Genomic DNA, 20,706 nt, shown 5'->3' with positions numbered 1-20,706 from the left:
GCAACATTGTTAAGCGTAATTTCTGAAGAAAATGTGAAACATATCGGGTTTTTTAAGTTTTAATATTTTCAAGTAAATCATTTTTGATTTATTTATTATATTTTACATGTAGTTATATTTATTTTGTTTTAGGTGGAATAGTTAAACATTCGATTGTGAATTTAAGTTTAAATTTTAACATTTGTGATATGGATTCTATTTATGCAATAAAAAATAGTTAATTTCTTGTTAATTTAATACGACTCTGTCTAGGATGGGACAGCTAAGATATTAAGTTAGTGCAACACAAACAATCACAACCTATTTGGTGTTCGCACAGATAAATTAAATATGTGCAATAAAGTGCAACACTATGAAGTTACAAGTTATCAACGGAAACTTATAAAGATAACTAACAATTTTAAAGCTACTCAATGGAGAAAACAGGATGACTGTAAGCACTCCGATGATCATTATGTTCGTCGTATACATTACTGGCATGTTATTAATTGGCTATATGGCCTATCGCTCAACGAAAAACTTTGACGATTATATTCTGGGTGGAAGAAGTTTAGGCAGTGTTGTAACTGCATTGTCTGCTGGTGCTTCAGATATGAGCGGTTGGTTACTCATGGGGTTGCCAGGTGCGATTTTCTTGGCCGGGATTTCTGAAAGTTGGATTGCTATCGGTTTGAGTCTCGGTGCATATCTTAACTGGTTATTTGTTGCTGGGCGTTTACGTGTCCAAACAGAAAAAAATAATAATGCGTTAACATTGCCAGACTACTTTACTAGCCGTTTTGAAGATAACAGTAAGATTTTACGTATTATTTCTGCTGTTGTGATTTTAGTTTTCTTTACGATTTATTGTGCATCAGGTGTGGTCGCGGGTGGTTTGTTATTTGAAAGCACATTTAATATGAGTTATGAGAAAGCGATGTGGTTAGGGGCATTAGCGACTATTGCTTACACTTTTTTAGGTGGCTTTTTAGCCGTAAGTTGGACCGATACTGTTCAAGCTTCATTAATGATCTTCGCATTGATTCTTACACCTATTGTTGTAATCCTTTCTTTAGGGGGAATAGATACCTCTATTGAAGTGATCAAAGCTAAGAATCCTGAATATCTTGATATGTTTAAAGACATGAATATCATCGCAATTCTGTCATTATTAGGTTGGGGATTAGGCTATTTTGGTCAACCCCATATCTTAGCGCGTTTTATGGCGGCGGACTCTGCTCGTACTATTCGTTCTGCTCGACGTATTAGTATGACATGGATGGTGTTATGTTTAGGCGGAACGATTGCGGTTGGTTTCTTTGGTATCGCTTATTTTGAAAATAACCCGGCTTTAGCGGGTTCGGTAATGCAAAATAATGAGCGTATCTTCATGGAACTAACGGGAATTTTGTTTAACCCATGGATCGCCGGTATTTTATTATCAGCTATATTAGCAGCGGTAATGAGTACACTAAGTTGCCAATTACTAGTTTGTGCGAGTGCGCTAACGGAAGACTTATATAAGCCTTTTATCCGTAAAAGTGCCAGCCAAAAAGAGTTAGTTTGGGTAGGGCGTTTTATGGTGTTATTAGTCGCTGCAATTGCCATTTACATTGCTCGTGACCCAAATAATAAAGTTTTGGCTTTAGTGAGTAATGCATGGGCGGGCTTTGGCGCTGCATTTGGTCCTGTTGTTTTAATTTCTGTAATGTGGAAACGAATGACGCGTACAGGTGCACTTGCAGGAATGATAGTCGGTGCTGTGACAGTATTAGTTTGGATAAAATACAAATGGTTTGATTTGTATGAAATCATCCCAGGTTTCTTATTAGCAACAATCGCTATTGTTGTTGTGAGTTTAATGACTAAAGCACCAAGTGCAGCAGCTCAAGCTCGTTTTGATGAGGCTGAGGCAGAATATAAAGCAAGCTAATCGAGCAAGTTTATAAACGAAAAAGGCCGAGTAACGATACTGTTATTCGGCCTTTTTGCTATTTATTATTCATCATTATTGGTTCTTTCTGCGCTTAGCGAACTGGTAACCAATGAATAGTAAAATAAACCAAACTGGTGTGGCAATTAAGGCTTGTCTTGTATCGTGCTGGAATGCCAATAGCACGACCATAAAAGCGAAAAAAGCGAGGCTTAACCATGACATCACAATTCCAGCAGGCATTTTGTAATGAGATGCTTTGTGCATTTCAGGGCGTTTTTTACGGAAATTTAAATAGCTATATAAAATCATGCTCCAAATAAACATAAAGAGAATAGCAGACACGGTGGTGACTAGCGTGAATGCATGCATGATATCAGGAATAAAATAGATCAGAACAATACCAAAGCTGAGGCAGATACAAGTAAAAATTAGCCCAGTAGCCGGCACGGCTTTTTTCGATAATTGGCTGAACTGCTTTGGCGCATCCCCTTCTTTTGAAAGCCCAAAAAGCATTCGGCTGGTGGAAAATACACCACTATTTGCGGAAGAGGCTGCGGAAGTTAGCACCACAAAGTTAACAATGCTTGCCGCTGCGGGTAGGCTTATCAAGACAAACATCTCTACAAATGGGCTTTTATCGGCCAATATGGTTCGCCAAGGTGTAACAGCCATAATGACAATTAAAGATAAGACATAAAATGCAATAATCCGGATAGGGATCGCGTTGATAGCTTTTGGCAAAGATTTTTCTGGATCGCGTGTTTCTGCTGCTGCCGTACCCACCAATTCAATTCCCACAAACGCAAAAATAGCAATTTGAAAGCCAGCAAAGAAACCACTGATCCCCATAGGGAACATTCCGCCATCATTCCAAATGTTACTTAAAGATGCCGTGTGACCCGTAGGGGATTGGAAATTCATGGCAATTAATGTGCCACCTACTGCAATGAGAGCCACAATGGCAACAATTTTTATCATGGCGAACCAAAATTCGAGCTCACCGAAAAGCCTGACAGAAACTAGGTTAAGCGTTAATAAGGTGACCACGCAAATAAATGAGGTTACCCATTCAGGAAAATCAGGTACCCAAAAGCTCACATAGGATGTAATGGCAATGATATCGGCAATACCGGTGATAACCCAGCAGAACCAGTACGTCCAACCGACAAAAAAACCTGCCCATGGACCGATAAGGTCAGCAGAAAAATCACTGAATGATTTGTAGTTCAGATTAGAAAGTAGCAGTTCACCCATTGCGCGCATCACAAAAAATAGCACAAAACCAATTATCATATACACAAAGATAATCGATGGGCCTGCGAGTGAAATGGTTTTGCCAGACCCCATAAATAAGCCTGTTCCAATTGCTCCACCAATCGCAATAAGTTGTATATGCCGGTTACTAAGGCTGCGTTTTAGCTGATTACGATCAGCATTGGGTTGTGTTGATAGTGAATTTGCATTTTCTTCCATACTAAAGATGTCCGTAGTGGTTTGTGATAATTAGCCACAGTCTTTTTTTTAATTTTGTGGTTATGTTTGCGTGAAATATTGTGACACAAATCTCAATTAGAGTAAGGAAAAGTTATCTTGTTAGGAGCGAAGTGATGTTTATTCAAGCATTAGTTTTCTTAAATTTTACATTCGCAACTTAAAATTAACTTAGGTAATAAAAATAGCAGAATCATATTGACTGTAGCAATTGTTAGGCGTTAAATATTTTGTATCGGGTTGTTAGCTCAGTTGGCAGAGTAGGTGACTCTTAATCACTCGGTCGTGGGTTCGATCCCCACACAACCCACCAAAATTTTCAATGAGTTATGGGCATGCTGCGGAACCTATACTGTCTGTATGGGACGTATTTGGGACGCAGCCATTGAAAACAGTATCAATTTGTTTGGCGTGTTCGGTTATTAAGTTTGATACATTACATCCGTTCTCATTGTTTATATCAATAATATATTTGATATTTAGAGACTATGCTATCATATCCATCATAAAGCTATTCTTTCAATTTATTAGATCTCAATACTGGTTCAATAAACCAATGAATAATTGAGTTTGATGCTAGTAAAAGTGCAATTGTAATTGTAGATAGAGTAAATGCTATTATTAATAATAAATTTAGTTCCATATCTAAAAAACTTAATGTTTGTAATATTACAAAACAAATAATTGGATGGATTAAATAAACACCTAAAGCATTATTTGATATTTTTGCATATTTTTGAGTTGATAAAGCAAAGTAAATAATAATCGAACCCAGTATTAGGCTTATTACAAAATCGAAAATATAGATAATGAATGAGTTTAGAATTAAATTAGTCTTGATTGCACCGAAAATTATCTCATAAAAATCGTTTCGATAATTAAGAAAGGTAATCGCTAAAAATGCTATACAAAAAATAGTGATAATAGGCTTTTTCCTTAACGAAAATATATTTTGATTATGGATAAAATAAGCAATGACAAAAAATGGGAAATATAAAATAATTGAAAAAAAGCTAGAAATTGGCATTAGGTAAGTCTTTGTTATAAATGATATTATTAGTGATGTGATTAAGATTGCAGATAGGTTAAATTTGTTTGATTTAAAGCTCTCTGGTAATAATAAAAAAACAGCTTGCCATATAGGTGTTGCTAAAAAGAACCAAACCCCGTACTGAGGAGAAAACAAGTATTTTTTAAAAGTTAACTCACCGGTGAAGTAAAGTGGAACCATGTCGATTGTTTGATACGTAAAATAAATTATAAAGGCAGGAAGAAGGTGAGATTTTAACTCTTTCCATGTTGTATTTTTTGTTATAAATGCGACTATAAATACAAACATAGGAATTAATGTTAAGTCAAAAACAGTAATAAGCAACGAATATTTGTTTTTATCAACTAAATTTAAATAAAAATTAAAAACAATTAATGAACTTAATATTAATTTTAGCGTTGGCCAATATGGTTGGCCAACGTTTTTTATATTCAAGATTAAGTGATTTTCTTTTTTCATATATATGCCCTATATAAAAATTAATTTATTGTACCTCATTGGGGTTATAATTTAAAAGAAATTATTTTAGTAATTACGAAATGAGAGATAATAAGTCTAATATTGATTAGTCTTTTTCCGTTAATATTTTATTCTTATTGTAAGAGGGAACATGATTTAGGAATTGAATATAAGTTTATTGCACAATTTTGTATCACTTAATGGCAAGATAAAAATCACAAACTTTTAGGTCTAAGAACTAAAAAATGAGAGATAACTGAAAGCAGAGTTATTTTTGATTGGGTAAAGTATGATTTGATTGAAATTTAACCAGTTAGGGGAGGGATGTTTGAAATAGAACGCAGTTGTTCTTTAGCACGTGAAATGTACAGGGAAAACGATTGAATAGCAGCAGAGGATGAGAAGCTAGGGAGCTAAATTTAACTCAAGTCTCTGCTATTACATAAGAATCTAATGATACTTTTTAGTATCAGCAAAAAATAAATCAAGAATTCTAGGGCTATTTCAGTGATAACTTTATTATATAGTCCTTGGATGATGATTAGCTTATATTGTTATCAAATATTTTTTTGAGTCACTGTAATTGAAGGCTCGACGCCCAATATGTATAAGGCTTGTTCTAAAAGGTCAATTTTAGATGTGTAATGAATATCCAGTAAGCGTTCTATCTGTTGTGCATTGATATTCAATCTGCGAGCGAGATCGACGCGTTGCATTGCAGAGTTGAGAATAGCGTTATGCAAGGCAATTTTTAAGCAACAGATTATGGGTAAATAAACCGTAAATGCTTCACTATTTTTTTGTTGTGTTGCTAATGGAATTGGTTTTCTGAGTTCGATATGTTCTGCAAAAGAGGCTAGCAAAATTTCTTGGGCTTCTAATTCAACATCTTCTTTACAATAGCTAACTCCTTGAAGGTCAGGAAAATCACTAAAATTGATTTCATATACGTTTTCTTCCTCAATAAATTCTATTGTTGCCTGATAATTGAACATATTTTTCCTTCAAATTATATTTCAGAGTGCTCAGTGTTGCACTGGAGCATGAGGAAAACAAGCTTATCAATTAACTTATGTGGCCATTTCTTGCTTCATTTTTGTATCTATTGGTCCTACATGTTGTTATGAGGGGGTTGTTAGTACAATTAATGTGATTTTCCTAACATAAATTCAGCAATGTGAGAATCGTTTTATTCGGAAATTATTGAGAAACAAAGAAAACAAGTGTGAAGTTTGTCGCAAATTGAGAAATATTTTTTTCCATAAAAATCCTAATAAATTAGCTTCTTTTATAAGCAAATGTCTCACTGAATTATTTTAACTAAAAGTTATTTATTTTTTAATCTTTCATTATCTGATTAAGCAGTTTTACTTAAGGTAACTTGATGGTTAGGGGGTTTTGTTAAAATAAAAGTATATAGTAATCATTTGTTATTATAACATTGAGTTATTAAAATTATTATGGTTACGTGAAAATGGCTAAAAATGATAAGTACGAAGACAATTAATAATACCTTTAGTGCTTTTTATTTTGAGCACTAACTGAATATTTTAAAAATGATGTAAAAAACATTTGGAAAATGGAGTGTTCTTAATTGAAACCTACATTTTTTGCTCTTAACACAAAAGTGATAGGTTAGCGTAGGTTGATCTTTTTATTAAAAAAAATGAATTTTTTGCCATTTTACATAAAAAATAAATATTAATTAACCCAAAAAAACTACTTTAATGAATTAATAACAAAATGATCACTTGAAATAATAAATATGCAAAAATATCTTACAAAAATATTTAAGCTGAATAAACTTTCATTATTGGTAATCGACGTAAATTTTATTAGTTTTATTAATATTACAGGGTGATGATACTTATTTTATAGTTTAATGATTCTAATGAAAATGGAAGTGAATTCTTAATATGTATGACAATATAATGGCTGTTTATATGATAACTGCGATTGAATAATTTTGAACGATGGCTGTAATATATATCAAACTTATTGAAAATTAATGATTAAATTTTATTCCAATAATGCCGATAAAGCCTTAATACAGTAATGTATAACTCAGTTTCTTAATACTAAAAATTGATTTGGATCAATATATTGTTTTTGATGTTATGCTTGGTTTATTAGGCTTAATAATCACATGTAAAGAGTGATTGGTTTGATTAAAACCCTGGCATTTTGCTTAGGTTAACTCAAAATGTTGTGGATATTTAGGATAAGGTAATAGAAGATAAAGAAATAATGAAGATTATTTAATGAATTAATGGGTAATCGCCCTATTGATACAAAAAGAAACATAAGTACCTTGAATAGTTAATTTAGTGGTGCATAATAATTAGCGACTAATAATGACATCAGCAATTTCTGATTTTTATGGAAACCGCTAATTTTTTAGTCATTCTTTATTGTTGTAGGTATTCAGGAAATATATTTAATTTAAGTTTGGAAGCTTGTGTATTTGTACTCCAAATTGGGTATTTTGAATGGATAACATGGGGAAATTAATGGAATTACATTTACCCAATTTAATTAATTTTTTAATTTAATAATTTGAATACACAATACTTTCAAATTCATATTTGTTCTTTTTGCACACAGATCGCACAGATGTTGATAATATTCGGAAAGGAAAAAAAATGAGCTCGACGACAGATTTTCTGAAGCATATATACGATATTAACCTCTCATATTTGCTATTAGCCCAAAAACTCATCTCTCAAGAGAAAGCCTCTGCGATGTTTCGTCTAGGTATCTCTGATGCAATGGCAACTACTTTAGCAGACCTTACACTCCCTCAATTAGTCAAATTAGCAGAGACAAACCAGCTAATCTGCCAGTTTAGATTTGATAATAGTGAAACAATTGAAAAACTAACTCGTGATTCAAGAGTTGATGAATTACAACAAATTCATACAGGTATCTTACTTTCGACCCGATTATTGCAAACGCATAATGAGGGCGACACTGAAATAGCGAGAAAAAGATGAGTACCGCAGCTGAAAAAAGTATAGTCCAAGAAGCGAATGACATTCGACTAGCCATGGAATTGATCTCTTTGGGCGCTCGCCTTCAAATGTTAGAAAGTGAAACGCAAATCAGTCGCGGTCGTTTAGTTCGTTTATACAAAGAGCTAAGAGGTAGCCCTCCACCGAAAGGGATGTTACCTTTTTCTACAGATTGGTTTATGACATGGGAACAGAATATTCATTCATCCATGTTCTATAATGCTTATCAATTTTTACTGAATAGCGGCCAATGTCGTGGTGTTGACGCTATATTAAAAGCCTATAGGTTATACCTTGAACAGTGTATTCCAGAACCCGGCGAAGAACCTTTGTTGGCTTTAACACGTGCTTGGACGCTAGTCCGTTTTGTGGAAAGTGGCATGTTACAAAGTTCACAATGTAGTTGTTGCCATGGCTCTTTTATTACTTACGCACATATTCCTGAAAATAGCTTCACTTGTAGTTTATGCCAACCGCCATCACGTGCAATAAAAAAACGTAAACTTTCCGAACATCTAGCCGATATTACGGTATATCGACAGGATGGCATTACTAAAGCGGTAATGTAATTGGATTGATTTGGTTAGCAGGCAAAATTTTTTGCCTGTCACTCCTAATATTCCCTTTGACTGCCATCTGTTAACCAACGGAGTGAAAGGGAATATTGTGTTAATACTCATCGGGTATATCATTGTTACAGTTGCGGTTATTGGCGGATATATAATGGTCGGCGGCCATTTAGGTGCGCTTTATCAACCCGCTGAATTTGTCATTATTTTAGGGGCAGGTTTAGGTGCTTTTGTTGTTGGTAACAGTGGCAAATCCATCGTCGCCTTGTGCAAAGTATTACCAAAACTCTTTCGTCGTTCCTCTTACAATAAAACAATGTCAATGGATTTAATGGCATTGTTATTTCAATTACTTAATAAGTCGCGCCAACAAGGGTTACTTGCACTTGAGAAAGATATTGACAATCCAAGTGAAAGTGAAATTTTCTCCCAATATCCCCGTATTTTAAAAGATGAGTCCACCATGATGTTCATTGTGGACTATTTACGTCTGATGGTGAGTAGTAACTTACAAAGTCATGAAATTGAAGCATTAATGGATGAAGAATTAGAAACTTTTCGTCAAGAAAATGAAGTACCTGCTTCGGGGCTAAACATGGTCGGTGACTCTATGCCTGCATTTGGGATTGTTGCGGCCGTCTTGGGTGTCGTGAATGCCTTGGGCTCAGCAGACCGTCCCGCAGGTGAACTTGGTGCTTTAATTGCTCATGCAATGGTTGGTACATTTTTAGGTATTTTAGTGGCTTATGGCTTTATTTTGCCTTTAGCTGCGCTGATTAGGTTGCGCAGTAGTGAGCAATTGAAAATGATGGAATGTATTAAAGTGACTTTCCTCTCTGCATTGCAAGGGTATGCTCCTCAAATTGCGGTTGAATTTGGCCGTAAGGTGTTATTCAGCGCAGATAGACCTTCATTTGTTGAACTTGAAGATAAAGTTCGAGAAGTGAAAGTAGGTGCTCGCTCACAAGAAACAACTGAGGAGTAACAAACGAATGGCAGCCAATACACCTCATGTTATTCGGGTTAAAAAGCGCAGTTCACATCATCAAAACGGACACGGCGGTTCATGGAAAATTGCTTATGCCGATTTTATGACGGCGATGATGGCGTTTTTTTTAGTGATGTGGCTGATCTCAATTTCAAGTCCTCAAGAATTAACACAAATTGCTGAGTATTTCCGTACTCCCTTGAGTACAGCTATCAACCCGGGAAGTAAAAGTGGTGATGCCACAAACCCTATTCCTGGTGGGGGTAAAGACCCGATTTTCCGTGATGGGGATGTGATGCCAGAGCCCAATAATATTATTGATGGAAATGCAAATTATCGTTTTGAAAAATTAAAAGAGTCCCTTGAGCAGGCTATTTTAAAAGACCCCCGTTTGAATGAATTAAAGCCACATTTATTGATTGATATGATTAATGATGGGCTACGCATTCAAATTGTTGATAGTGAAAATCGCCCAATGTTTAAAGTCGGTTCGGCAACGGTTGAACCGTATATGCGCGATATTTTGCGTGCAATAGCACCACTTCTTAATGATGTTCCTAATCGAATTAGTATCTCCGGTCATACTGATGATCTCGCTTATGCCAACGGCGCCAATTACAGCAACTGGGAGCTTTCATCAGATCGCGCAAATGCTTCGCGCCGTGAATTGATTCGCGGTGGAATGGATGAAAATAAAGTATTACGCGTGGTTGGGATGGCTTCAGCCATTCATTTAGACAAAGAAGATGGTTTTGCCCCGATCAACCGCCGGATAAGTATCATTGTGTTAAATGATGAAGAAACCAAACAAATTCTCCGCGAATACGATGGCGCCAAGCCGATCAATGATGTGCTGAATAAACCGCAAAAACCCATGCAAGAAACGGCTGTGGGTGTTGTCGCTGCGGTGAAAATACCGTGATGAATTGCTGTTATTTGAATTTATTACATAACTTGTTTAGTTGTCTGCCGGAGGTTCCGGCAGTCAGCGTTAAGTGAAACTTAAGCGAAATTGGATAAAAACCATGGATATTACCGAGTTTTATCAAACATTTTTCGATGAGGCTGATGAGTTGCTCAGGGATATGGAACAACATTTACTTGAGCTTGATCCTTTTGACCCGGATAGCGAGCAGCTAAATGCCATCTTCCGCAGTGCCCACTCAATCAAAGGAGGGGCTGCAACCTTTGGTTTCACTCAGTTGCAGAATACAACTCATACATTGGAAAACCTTTTAGATAAGGCGCGTCATGATGAGTTAACCCTCACGCCTGACATAATTGATGTTTTTCTTGATGCTAAGGATGTCATGGCATCACAGTTAGATGCCTATAAAAATGACTCTTTACCGGATGAAGATACCTTTAAGCGTATTTGTGAGGTGCTTAGCCGGGTTGAAAATAGAGCGGAAGAGGTCGCTGAGACAGGTACTGCGATAGCTGAAACTAAAGTTGAAGATGCGGTTGTTGAAGACACACCCGCGAAGCAAGGTGAATATTCACACTGCTTTATGATCTCGTTAAATCAGCTCAAAGAAAATGAAGTTGATTTATTGGCGGATGAGCTCAGTTTATTTGGGCATTTATATCATACTGAAAAAACAGCAAATAGTTTACAAGCATGGGTAGGAACTAATACGGATATTGATGATATTAGTGGGGTGCTATGTTTTGTGGTGGATGAATCGCAAATTAGCCATGAAGTAATTTCATTTGCCGATTGCCTCGCTTTTTCAAAGGAAGAAACGTTATTAAATGATGATAAAGTTGCAGCGAATGAAGTCACAGAGCCTCAAGTAGATACTCCGCAAAGCTCGGCAAAACCTGCTGCACCCACCACGGCTAAAAAAACGGCAATCGCTAAACCGAAAGGGGATTCGAGCAGCATTCGTGTGGCTGTAGAGAAAGTTGACCAGCTGATTAACTTAGTGGGTGAGCTGGTGATTATTCAATCAATGTTGACCCAACATAGTCAACATGTCGATCAGAACGAATACAGTGATTTGTTAAGCTCAATCGTACAGTTAGAGCGTAATTCCCGCGCTTTGCAAGAATCCGTCATGTCAATTCGTATGATGCCAATGGACTACGTATTTAGCCGTTTCCCGCGCATGGTACGCGATATCGCTTCCAAATTAGGTAAAAAAATTGAACTGAAAGTAGAAGGAAGTTCGACTGAACTCGATAAAAGCTTGATTGAGCGCATTGTTGATCCACTAAATCACCTTGTTCGCAATAGCCTCGACCATGGGATTGAAAAGCCAGAAGTTCGTGTGGCAAATGGTAAGCCGGAAGCCGGAACACTGACCTTAGCGGCAGCACATCAAAGTGGCAACATTTGTATTGAAGTGCGTGATGACGGCGCAGGGCTAAATCGTGAACGTATTTTGGCAAAAGCGAAGTCACAAGGCATGAATGTGCATGATGGGATGAGCAATGATGAAGTTGCGATGCTGATTATGGCACCGGGTTTTTCAACAGCAGAGGTGGTGACGGACGTTTCGGGACGCGGTGTTGGAATGGATGTGGTTAAACGAAATATCCAAGACATGGGCGGTCGTATTCAAATCGGTTTTACCGAAGGTAAAGGTACCGTTATCCGCATTTTATTACCGCTCACTTTAGCCATTTTGGATGGTATGTCTGTGAAAGTAGCGGAAGATGTTTTTATCGTTCCATTGAGTGCCATTATCAGTACCTTGCAGCCTCGGCAAGAGGATATTTATCGCTTAGCGGGAGAAGAAAAAATGCTGCTTGTGCGAGGGGAATATTTGCCACTTGTTGAATTACACCAAGTATTTTCCATCGAAGAAGCCGAGCGAAATTTAGATAACAGTATTGTGCTGATTATTCAAAATGCAGGCCACCGTTTTGCGTTGTTAGTTGACAAGCTCGTCGGGCAACAGCAAGTGGTGGTGAAAAACATTGAAAGTAATTATCGCAAAATCCCTGGTATTTCCGCAGCAACGATTATGGGCGATGGCTCTGTTGCATTGATTTTAGATGTGGCTGAGCTGCAAAAAATGAATAACAGCATTTTGATTAAAAAGAAACAGCAGGTTTCTCAACCTGTCGTGCACTAAATAGAGGCCATACACCATGTCTATGTTAGATGATGATTTAAATAAACACGAAGAAGAAAAAAACGGCGAAGGCTACCTCATTTTTACCTTGGGTGAAGAAGAGTATGGCATTGAAATCTTAAAAGTGCAGGAAATTCGTGGCTATGAACAAGTGACTCGTATCGCGAATACCCCTGATTTTATCAAAGGTGTGACTAATTTACGTGGAGTCATCATTCCAATTATTGATTTACGGGTGAAGTTTTCCCATGAAAACGTGGTGTATAACGATAACACGGTCGTTATTGTGGTGAATTTAAAAGATCGCGTTGTCGGTATTGTCGTCGATGGAGTTTCGGATGTACTGGTCTTGAATGAAGAACAAATAGCACCACCACCTGATTTTGCGGTGACATTATCGACCCAATATCTGACAGGGCTCGGAACATTAAATGACCGTATGTTGATTTTAGTCGATATCGAAAAATTATTAACAAGCGATGAAATGGCGCTGATTGACAGCATGGCTGAGTAATTCTCAGCCCCAATAATTGTTCAAATAATAATAAGTCATTAACTAAAGTTTTTGGTTGGATGACCGATATCCAAAATACAACAAAATTATGTTAGTAAAACGTCATGTACAGTCGAATTAAAATCGTATCGGGACTTTTGTCCGTCATTTTTATCTTTATTTTGCTGCAACTGGTATCCAGTGGGTTGATGTTTACCAAACTGGGCGATAACAGCGACAGCATTAGTTATTTGAATTCCTTACAACGCCAAAGACAAGTATTAACAGAAAGTTGGGTTAATTTGTTACAAGCCCGGGCGAACTTAAACCGCTCTATCAATGCCTATTTGCTCGAAGGTCGTAAAATTCAAGACGATGCAACGACAGAAGACTTGATTAAAGCCGCTAAACGTAACTTTAAATCAGCGGATGACGCTTACGCACGTTATAACAAGCTGATGCAAAGTTCAGATTATGATAAAGCCAAATTTGAAAAGCTGTTTAGTACCTATGAAACCTATCGTGATGCGTTAATCAAGCTAAGTGAATTCGCTGAAAAAGGTGACCTTGAAGGTTTTTATGCACACAGAACCTCAGGGCACCAAGTGAAATTTGAAGAGCAATTTAACGCTTATTTTGCGGATATTTCAGCAGATTTCCAGGCCGAAGTTGTCAATGCAGATAATAACTATCGCCAATCATTATACATGTTGGTGACGTTATCTATCTTACTCGCTTTGATTGGTTTCTTCAGTTATCGCTATGTTCGTAAAGGTATTATCGAGCCACTCGGTATCTTAATTGAACGTATTAAAGTCTTTGCTTCAGGGGATTTAACACCGAATGTGACAACAATTGCCAAAAATGAAATTGGTGAATTGGCCAATGGTGTTCAACACATGCAACAAGAGCTGATTAATACGGTTCGTGGTGTGCTAGATGGTAGCGAAACTATTTACCAAGGTACAACCGAAATTGCAGCAGGTAACAATGACTTGTCAGCACGAACGGAGCAACAAGTCGCTTGCTTAGAAGAAACTTCAGCCAGTATGAGTGAACTGACTGCCACTGTTAAACAAAATACCGAATACGCCCACCAAGCGAGTGAATTTGCAAACCAAGCGTCAGTGATAGCAAAAGAAGGCGGCAAAGTGGTATCTAATGTCGTTAGCACCATGCTGAATATTGCGGATAGCTCACAGAAAATCTCTGATATTACTGCAGTTATCGATAGCATCGCTTTTCAAACTAACATCTTAGCGCTTAATGCGGCAGTTGAAGCGGCAAGGGCAGGTGAGCATGGTCGAGGTTTTGCCGTTGTTGCTGATGAAGTGCGTAATTTGGCACAACGCAGTGCAGATGCCGCTAAAGAGATTAAAACGTTAATTGAAGATTCGGTGTCAAGAACTGGGACAGGCGCTCGCCAAGCTGAAGATGCAGGCGAAACAATGACCAAGATTGTTGAATCTGTTACACGTGTTACTGACATTATGACGCATATTGCGACCGCATCAGACGAGCAAAGCAAAGGAATTGCACAAGTCAGTATTGCTGTCGCTGAAATGGACAAAGTTACGCAGCAAAATGCATCGCTGGTTGAGCAATCCGCGGTTGCAGCCAATGTATTGGAAGAGCAAGTGGCAAAACTGTCGCAACTGATTTCTATCTTCCGTTTACCACCATTAAAACAAAGTGAAATACGCAATATTCAGCCGGCAGCAAGAACGGTTTCAAATATCGTTAAAACACCGGATCTGACAAAACTGTCATCGAAAGAACATAAAGATGATGACAATTGGGAAACTTTCTAAGGGTTAAGCTCAGTTTCGCGCTGCAAAGCTACGGTTTTGCAGCGTTTCTGCGCATTAGAAAACAAGGCAATGTTTCAGAGGTTCAGTTCTCTTAGCTGGCACAAGTGGGGATTTCTATGTTTGGTAAAAATATCCGGATTTCGGTGAGTTTATATCTTCTTCTCATTTTATTTTGTGGGATGCAGATTGTGTCTAGCGGGGTTTCTGTTGGGATTGTTGTAAGCGAATTAAAATCCTTAGAGCGCATTGATTTGGGGTCTGATAAGCGTTCGATGCTTGAAGAAACCAATAAGCACCTAATGCAAGCACGCAATAGCCTAACTCAAATTGCATTGCTGCATAAAGTCGGTGGTAATGAACCATTGATTGAAGAAACAAGAGTGACTTTTGACAAATTACTCGCAGAAGCTGAGAAAGACTACACTATGTTTAAAAACCAGCCTCTTTTAAGTGAGAAAGAAAATCTTGCGGCTTTAGAGGCTCGGTATCAAGCATTTGTCTTAACACTCAAAGCATTAAAAACACATTTAGATAATAACGATATTGCAGCCTATATTGAACTTCCTGCTCAAGAAAACCAGGATCAGTTGGAGCAAGTTGTTGAGGAATACCTTGAATTACTGAATGCTGAAAGCGACGAATCTCTTGCGGCAGCAAGAATGTATAACACCTTCGCTTGGAGCTCATTTTGCTCAGTGATCGTCATTATCATCGCGGTTATTGCATTTGCTCATTATTGGATGAAACGTAAAGTAATTAACCCACTGAGGAGTATGGGAGAGCACTTTGCATTAGTGGCTGATGGTAAACTCAATCAGAAAATTGAAGTGACGACCCGTGATGAAATCGGTGAGGTATTTGGCAAACTAAAGGATATGCAGGAGTCTTTAGTGACTTCAGTGACCGCCTTGCGTTCAAACACTGACCAAATGTATACCGGTATTCGTGAAATCGCGTTAGGTAATAATAATTTATCTTCACGCACTGAGCAGCAAGCGGCATCACTCGAAGAAACTGCGGCTAGTATGGAAGAGTTGACAGCAACCGTTAAGCAAAATGCGGATAACGCACGTCAAGCCAGTGAACTTGCTGTTAGTGCATCGAAAACCGCAACGAAAGGTGGAGAGATCACCGAAGACGTGATTGACACCATGACTTCCATTTCTAATAGCTCACAAAAAATCAGTGCCATTATTAGTGTGATTGATGGGATTGCTTTCCAAACCAATATCTTAGCATTGAATGCTGCCGTTGAAGCCGCTCGAGCAGGTGAACAGGGGCGCGGATTTTCTGTGGTTGCTGGTGAAGTTAGAGCGCTAGCTCAGCGCAGTGCGGAAGCGGCAAAAGAAATTAAAACCTTGATTGATGAGTCTGTCGGTAGAGTGAGCCAAGGTTCTCAGCTTGTTAATGAAGCGGGGGAAACCATGAGTGAGTTAGTTGCAGCTGTTAACCAAGTTACTGAATTAATGGGCAACATTGCTTCTGCTTCCAATGAACAAAGCCGTGGTATTGAGCAAGTCGCCACAGCGGTAAGCCAAATGGATTTAGTGACACAACAAAATGCGGCATTAGTGGAACAATCGACCAGTGCGACGGCGGCGTTAGAAGACCAAGCAAACAACTTAGTTGATACGGTTGCATTCTTTGAATTACCCGAAAGTCATTTAAATCGTAATCGGCGTTAAGTGTTGTGAAAATTCGTTTCTGAATTTTCGGTGGATAACCGTAACTGGTTATTTTTCATTAGGTTATCCATCCTAAAAGGCAGCCAAATAACTGGCTGCCTCTGGGTTTTTATTGAATAGGACGACAAGTACGATGCTTTTTGTACCACAGGTAGAACCACTGACTGATGATGAGTTTGGTCGGGTTTGTCGATTTATTCATAAAAAATCAGGCATTGTCCTCACCATGAATAAAAAAAATATGGTCTATAACCGGCTGTTAAAGCGGTTACGTGATTGTAATATCGACAATTTTTCCGACTATTTGCGGATGTTAGAGCGTGAGCCTCACCATGCAGAATGGCAAGCTTTCGTGAATGCTTTGACGACAAATTTAACTGCGTTTTTTCGTGAACCGCACCATTTTGTGACGTTAGCGGACTTTGTTCGTACGCGTAAAAATAGCGCCATTAATATTTGGTGTGCCGCATCTTCAACAGGAGAAGAGCCGTATTCGATAGCAATGACATTAAGTGATGTACTTGGGCCGAATGCCATCAATGCCAAAGTGATTGCCAGTGACATTGACACGGAAGTGCTAGAAAAAGCGAAACAAGGCGTGTACCGCATAGAAGAGCTGAAATCATTAACGGCATTACAGCGACAACGTTATTTCATGAAAGGGGTTGGTGAATTTGACGGTTATGCACGAGTCAAACCTGCATTGCGCCAAATGATTGAATTTCGTTACTTAAACTTGAGTGACCATGACTGGCAGATGCAACATCGGTTTGACGCTATTTTTTGTCGTAATGTCATGATTTATTTCGATAAAGAAATGCAAATTAAAATGTTAGAGCGCTTTGTTCCATTGCTTAAGCCAGACGGATTACTTTTTATCGGGCATTCCGAAAATTTATCGCAGTTATCACAAAGTTTCGTTATTAAAGGGCAAACCGTCTATAGCTTGCAAGCGGCGAGGAGGGGGTAATGAAAAAGATTAAAGTGCTATGTGTGGATGACTCAGCACTGATGCGCCAATTAATGCGCGAAATTATTAATAGTCACGAAGACATGATTGTGGTTGATACTGCACCAGACCCTTATGTTGCACGTGACTTAATCAAACAACATGAACCGGACGTGATCACGTTAGACGTGGAAATGCCGCGAATGGATGGTATTGATTTCTTAGAAAAACTAATGCGCTTGCATCCAATGCCTGTGGTAATGGTTTCAACATTAACGTCGAAAGGTTCGGAAGTGACGTTAAAAGCGCTGGAATTAGGTGCTGTGGATTTTGTCACGAAACCACAAATTGGTATCCGCGAAACCATGATGAGTTATCGCGATATTATTGGTGAGAAAATTCGCGCAGCAGCCATGTCTAAAATTACTCAGCGCAGCCGCTTTGCCCGCCCTGACAAAAAGGTTAATGAGCCAGTTTCTCAAGCGAAAGCACTCTCTCCCTATGTTTGCAATAGCCGTGTGATTGCGGTTGGCGCATCGACCGGAGGAACGGAGGCAATACGGCAATTTCTGGAAATGTTACCTCATGAATGCCCTCCGGTAGTGATCACTCAACATATGCCAGCGGGTTTTACGCGTTCTTTTGCTGATCGCTTAAATAAGCTCTGTGTATTGACCGTAAAAGAAGCTGAACACAACGAACTATTACAAAAAGGCCATGCATATATTGCACCAGGCGATTCGCACATGTTGATTGCGGATAAAGGCAAGGGATTTCAAGTTATTTTGCAACAAAGCGAACCTGTTAACCGGCATCGTCCTTCTGTTGATGTGTTGTTTGATTCAGTCGCTCAATGTGTTGGGCGAAAATGTATTGGCATTTTATTGACAGGGATGGGGATGGATGGCGCGAAAGGGCTATTAAATTTACGTAAGCAAGGGGCTATCACTTACGCACAAAACGAAAGTAGTTGCGTGGTGTTTGGTATGCCTCGCGCGGCGATTGAATTGGGGGCTGCGGATGAGGTGCAAGATATTCTCAAGATTGCCCCAAGTGTTTTAGCAAGACTTTCTTCTGTCACGGTTTAAACCGTGACAGGAATTCACAATTGTATTTTGAAGGAGTGGTTATGGCCGCTAAAGATCTCAGTTTTTTGGTTGTCGATGATTTTTCTACAATGCGACGTATCGTCCGTAACTTATTAAAAGAGCTCGGATTTAACAAAATAGAAGAAGCAGAAGACGGTGTTGATGCTTTAGAAAAAATCCGTACAGGCAGCATCGATTTTGTTGTTGCTGATTGGAATATGCCAAACATGGATGGCCTTGAGTTGCTTAAAACCATTCGTGGTGATGATGCCTTGAAGCATATCCCAGTACTCATGGTGACAGCAGAAGCGAAAAAAGAAAATATTATTGCCGCTGCACAAGCGGGTGCGAGTGGTTATGTCGTTAAGCCGTTCACTGCCGCTATCTTAGAAGAAAAACTGAATAAAGTATTTGAAAAAATGGGGCTGCAATAACAGTGCGTGCCAAAGGAGATTTTCATGACTGAGCAAGTGGGTATGGAAGGTATTCGCAATGGTAATGATGATTTAAAACAAGTCATTACGCGCATTGGTACGCTAATGAGAACGCTGCGTGAAAGTATGCGCGAATTGGGTCTAGAAAAAAGCGTTCAACAGGCAGTGGCGAGTATTCCAGATGGAAAAGACAGGCTGCGTTATATCGCCCAAATGACGGCGCAAGCGGCAGAAAAAACTTTAAATGGCATTGATGTCATCAAGCCACTGCAAGTGGAAATGAATAAAAATGCACAGGGGCTGCAACAGCAGTGGCAAGAAACAACTGGAGATACGGTTCCTGCACAATTGCGTGAGTCAACAGAAGCCTTTTTAGGGCAAGTGATCCAAGACAGCGAAACTACCAAAGCAGAGCTGTTGGAAATCATGATGGCGCAAGATTTCCAAGATTTAACAGGGCAAGTCATCAAAAAAATGATGGAAGTGGTTGAAGAAGCTGAAAAACAACTGCTCGCACTGTTAATGGAAAATACACCACCTGAAATGCGTGCGAAAACGCAAAACGAAAGTTTGCTCAATGGCCCACAAATCAATAAAGAAGGCGTGAATGTGATGGCATCACAGTCTCAAGTTGATGATTTGCTTGATGAGCTGGGCTTCTAATCGCCGACAAGTTTTTAATTTAACTACTCTAATTACATAGGGTTAGGGTAGTTTTATTGTATTTGCGTTACAAGGAGAGGATTGCAATGATAAATAACGATTTAATTTCTACTTTTGTGATTAAAGAAAAAAAAGAACTAAAAGAAATAGTTCAAGAAAATGATGGAGATATTAATGAGTGCTCTACTGAATTACAGATGAGACAGGCGTTAATTAATCAACTCAAAAAAGCGCGTTTAGCCAATAATTTAACCCAAATTCAAATTGCGGAAAAAATGCAAACTCAGAAGCAGAACGTGTCCCGTTTGGAAAAAGCGCAGTTCGACCCAAAATTAGGCACATTATTAAAATATGCAGAAGCGGTGGGGATGCGGATTACCTTGGATTTTTCCTCTAAACCTTGAATTATATAGAGCCTATGAATATTCAGCTGAACAATTTAATTGCTAATCATGTTGATAAACAGCAATGATTTTACTACCGAGAACTTGCTCAAATTGCTCGACAAAATTATCGCGTATATCCCAATTATGAAAACTAAAACCTAAATTGCCGAATGCCCATTGAGGGTCAAATTGCCATTCATTAAGTGAGCCATGAAAATCGCAATAAAAACAAGCGAGATTTTCTGGTTTTCCTTCATACCAATCCGTAACAGTATCACTCCATGCATGGCTATGCTCACTTTGTTCCTGATTACATTGTGGGCAATAAATACCAAGGCCATTTCCCCCTGCATGAAAAACTGTTCGTTCTGTCACGATAGACAGGTAGTTTTTTAGCGTATCTTCAGGAAGTTGAGTTGGGACGATTTCATCATTAATCACGTACAAAATGGGTTCTTTGTGAGCGGGGGTAGGACGATAAATCACTTCACCATACTCGATACTTTGAAAGTCAGGGTCGATAATACCTTGATGTTTTAGCCAATTAAGCATACGTAAGGCTTCTTTTGGGGCATCTTCTAAAGTGATATCAGGGGCAACAAGGTGACAAATATCCATAATAACCCTTCA

The 20,706-nt window shown here is 38.5% G+C and carries 18 protein-coding genes and 1 tRNA gene; 15 read left to right on the top strand and 4 right to left on the bottom strand.

What is annotated here, in order from left to right; translation table 11 throughout:
* Nucleotides 1-427 precede the first annotated feature (427 nt).
* A complete protein-coding gene (gene putP, locus PSF31_RS06850; RefSeq protein ID WP_004255751.1) occupies nucleotides 428-1,912 on the top strand; it encodes a sodium/proline symporter PutP in 1,485 nt (494 codons plus the stop codon).
* Between the two features lie 75 nt (nucleotides 1,913-1,987).
* Here the strand turns inward: putP and cycA are convergent, their stop codons facing one another.
* Nucleotides 1,988-3,388, bottom strand: coding sequence for a D-serine/D-alanine/glycine transporter (gene cycA, locus PSF31_RS06845; RefSeq protein ID WP_096864671.1), 1,401 nt, complete (start codon nucleotides 3,386-3,388; stop codon nucleotides 1,988-1,990).
* A gap of 255 nt (nucleotides 3,389-3,643) precedes the next feature.
* Here cycA and PSF31_RS06840 point away from each other — a divergent pair.
* A tRNA-Lys gene (locus tag PSF31_RS06840) sits at nucleotides 3,644-3,719 on the top strand.
* 198 nt (nucleotides 3,720-3,917) lie between these two features.
* On the opposite strand, the gene PSF31_RS06835 is transcribed toward PSF31_RS06840, so the two are convergent.
* Both PSF31_RS06835 and PSF31_RS06830 read right to left on the bottom strand, forming a co-directional pair.
* Nucleotides 3,918-4,916 (bottom strand): acetyltransferase, encoded by a 999-nt coding sequence (locus PSF31_RS06835; RefSeq protein ID WP_096864703.1) that lies wholly within the window; start codon nucleotides 4,914-4,916, stop codon nucleotides 3,918-3,920.
* Nucleotides 4,917-5,473: 557 nt separating this feature from the next.
* Nucleotides 5,474-5,911, bottom strand: coding sequence for an antitoxin HicB (locus PSF31_RS06830; RefSeq protein WP_004255743.1), 438 nt, complete (start codon nucleotides 5,909-5,911; stop codon nucleotides 5,474-5,476).
* A gap of 1,647 nt (nucleotides 5,912-7,558) precedes the next feature.
* Between PSF31_RS06830 and flhD the strand changes: the two genes are divergently transcribed.
* The 13 genes from flhD to PSF31_RS06765 all read left to right on the top strand — a co-directional run bounded on the left by flhD (nucleotide 7,559) and on the right by PSF31_RS06765 (nucleotide 20,094).
* On the top strand, nucleotides 7,559-7,909 hold the full coding sequence (flhD, locus tag PSF31_RS06825) for a flagellar transcriptional regulator FlhD (RefSeq protein ID WP_036957860.1): 351 nt from the start codon (nucleotides 7,559-7,561) through the stop codon (nucleotides 7,907-7,909).
* Nucleotides 7,906-8,496 carry a flagellar transcriptional regulator FlhC gene (gene flhC, locus PSF31_RS06820; protein WP_096864704.1) on the top strand — a complete coding sequence of 197 codons (591 nt, stop codon included), beginning with the start codon at nucleotides 7,906-7,908 and terminating at the stop codon, nucleotides 8,494-8,496. Before flhD ends, flhC begins: the two co-directional genes overlap by 4 nt.
* Nucleotides 8,497-8,593: 97 nt before the next feature.
* Nucleotides 8,594-9,481, top strand: a complete 888-nt coding sequence (motA, locus tag PSF31_RS06815) for a flagellar motor stator protein MotA (protein ID WP_036957858.1) — start codon at nucleotides 8,594-8,596, stop codon at nucleotides 9,479-9,481.
* Nucleotides 9,482-9,488: 7 nt separating this feature from the next.
* Nucleotides 9,489-10,406: a flagellar motor protein MotB gene (gene motB / locus PSF31_RS06810; RefSeq protein ID WP_004255726.1), complete on the top strand. Its 918-nt coding sequence runs from the start codon at nucleotides 9,489-9,491 to the stop codon at nucleotides 10,404-10,406.
* A 103-nt stretch (nucleotides 10,407-10,509) separates the two neighbouring features.
* Nucleotides 10,510-12,567 (top strand): chemotaxis protein CheA, encoded by a 2,058-nt coding sequence (gene cheA / locus PSF31_RS06805; RefSeq protein WP_164560974.1) that lies wholly within the window; start codon nucleotides 10,510-10,512, stop codon nucleotides 12,565-12,567.
* Nucleotides 12,568-12,583: 16 nt separating this feature from the next.
* Complete coding sequence (gene cheW / locus PSF31_RS06800) at nucleotides 12,584-13,081, top strand: chemotaxis protein CheW (RefSeq protein ID WP_004909833.1); 498 nt, start codon at nucleotides 12,584-12,586, stop codon at nucleotides 13,079-13,081.
* A gap of 104 nt (nucleotides 13,082-13,185) precedes the next feature.
* Entirely contained in the window at nucleotides 13,186-14,871 is a 1,686-nt protein-coding gene (locus PSF31_RS06795) for a methyl-accepting chemotaxis protein (RefSeq protein ID WP_096864706.1), read from the top strand.
* A gap of 116 nt (nucleotides 14,872-14,987) precedes the next feature.
* Nucleotides 14,988-16,556 (top strand): methyl-accepting chemotaxis protein, encoded by a 1,569-nt coding sequence (locus tag PSF31_RS06790; RefSeq protein WP_096864707.1) that lies wholly within the window; start codon nucleotides 14,988-14,990, stop codon nucleotides 16,554-16,556.
* Nucleotides 16,557-16,689: 133 nt separating this feature from the next.
* A complete protein-coding gene (locus PSF31_RS06785; RefSeq protein ID WP_219144476.1) occupies nucleotides 16,690-17,526 on the top strand; it encodes a CheR family methyltransferase in 837 nt (278 codons plus the stop codon).
* Nucleotides 17,526-18,593 (top strand): protein-glutamate methylesterase/protein-glutamine glutaminase, encoded by a 1,068-nt coding sequence (locus tag PSF31_RS06780; RefSeq protein ID WP_094961164.1) that lies wholly within the window; start codon nucleotides 17,526-17,528, stop codon nucleotides 18,591-18,593. Before PSF31_RS06785 ends, PSF31_RS06780 begins: the two co-directional genes overlap by 1 nt.
* Nucleotides 18,594-18,634: 41 nt before the next feature.
* Nucleotides 18,635-19,027 carry a chemotaxis response regulator CheY gene (cheY, locus tag PSF31_RS06775; protein WP_004255705.1) on the top strand — a complete coding sequence of 131 codons (393 nt, stop codon included), beginning with the start codon at nucleotides 18,635-18,637 and terminating at the stop codon, nucleotides 19,025-19,027.
* 24 nt (nucleotides 19,028-19,051) lie between these two features.
* Nucleotides 19,052-19,690 (top strand): protein phosphatase CheZ, encoded by a 639-nt coding sequence (locus tag PSF31_RS06770; protein WP_004255702.1) that lies wholly within the window; start codon nucleotides 19,052-19,054, stop codon nucleotides 19,688-19,690.
* A gap of 86 nt (nucleotides 19,691-19,776) precedes the next feature.
* Nucleotides 19,777-20,094 carry a helix-turn-helix transcriptional regulator gene (locus PSF31_RS06765; protein ID WP_232062951.1) on the top strand — a complete coding sequence of 106 codons (318 nt, stop codon included), beginning with the start codon at nucleotides 19,777-19,779 and terminating at the stop codon, nucleotides 20,092-20,094.
* Between the two features lie 42 nt (nucleotides 20,095-20,136).
* Here PSF31_RS06765 and PSF31_RS06760 read toward each other — a convergent pair whose 3' ends face one another.
* Nucleotides 20,137-20,694, bottom strand: coding sequence for a hypothetical protein (locus PSF31_RS06760; RefSeq protein WP_096864709.1), 558 nt, complete (start codon nucleotides 20,692-20,694; stop codon nucleotides 20,137-20,139).
* Nucleotides 20,695-20,706 lie beyond the last annotated feature (12 nt).

Source organism: Providencia sp. PROV156 (assembly GCF_028480905.1).
Taxonomy (GTDB): domain Bacteria; phylum Pseudomonadota; class Gammaproteobacteria; order Enterobacterales; family Enterobacteriaceae; genus Providencia; species Providencia hangzhouensis.
The sequence above is the reverse complement of the archived record's forward strand: the minus strand, read 5'-3'. Positions and strand labels throughout refer to the sequence as shown.

Bases quoted from the DNA above. Each gene is read 5' to 3' on its own strand.
- putP (WP_004255751.1), top strand. From the start codon at position 428: ATGACTGTAAGCACTCCGATGATCATTATGTTCGTCGTATACATTACT.
- cycA (WP_096864671.1), bottom strand. From the start codon at position 3,388: ATGGAAGAAAATGCAAATTCACTATCAACACAACCCAATGCTGATCGT.
- PSF31_RS06835 (WP_096864703.1), bottom strand. From the start codon at position 4,916: ATGAAAAAAGAAAATCACTTAATCTTGAATATAAAAAACGTTGGCCAA.
- PSF31_RS06830 (WP_004255743.1), bottom strand. From the start codon at position 5,911: ATGTTCAATTATCAGGCAACAATAGAATTTATTGAGGAAGAAAACGTA.
- flhD (WP_036957860.1), top strand. From the start codon at position 7,559: ATGAGCTCGACGACAGATTTTCTGAAGCATATATACGATATTAACCTC.
- flhC (WP_096864704.1), top strand. From the start codon at position 7,906: ATGAGTACCGCAGCTGAAAAAAGTATAGTCCAAGAAGCGAATGACATT.
- motB (WP_004255726.1), top strand. From the start codon at position 9,489: ATGGCAGCCAATACACCTCATGTTATTCGGGTTAAAAAGCGCAGTTCA.
- cheA (WP_164560974.1), top strand. From the start codon at position 10,510: ATGGATATTACCGAGTTTTATCAAACATTTTTCGATGAGGCTGATGAG.
- cheW (WP_004909833.1), top strand. From the start codon at position 12,584: ATGTCTATGTTAGATGATGATTTAAATAAACACGAAGAAGAAAAAAAC.
- PSF31_RS06795 (WP_096864706.1), top strand. From the start codon at position 13,186: ATGTACAGTCGAATTAAAATCGTATCGGGACTTTTGTCCGTCATTTTT.
- PSF31_RS06790 (WP_096864707.1), top strand. From the start codon at position 14,988: ATGTTTGGTAAAAATATCCGGATTTCGGTGAGTTTATATCTTCTTCTC.
- PSF31_RS06785 (WP_219144476.1), top strand. From the start codon at position 16,690: ATGCTTTTTGTACCACAGGTAGAACCACTGACTGATGATGAGTTTGGT.
- PSF31_RS06780 (WP_094961164.1), top strand. From the start codon at position 17,526: ATGAAAAAGATTAAAGTGCTATGTGTGGATGACTCAGCACTGATGCGC.
- cheY (WP_004255705.1), top strand. From the start codon at position 18,635: ATGGCCGCTAAAGATCTCAGTTTTTTGGTTGTCGATGATTTTTCTACA.
- PSF31_RS06770 (WP_004255702.1), top strand. From the start codon at position 19,052: ATGACTGAGCAAGTGGGTATGGAAGGTATTCGCAATGGTAATGATGAT.
- PSF31_RS06765 (WP_232062951.1), top strand. From the start codon at position 19,777: ATGATAAATAACGATTTAATTTCTACTTTTGTGATTAAAGAAAAAAAA.
- PSF31_RS06760 (WP_096864709.1), bottom strand. From the start codon at position 20,694: ATGGATATTTGTCACCTTGTTGCCCCTGATATCACTTTAGAAGATGCC.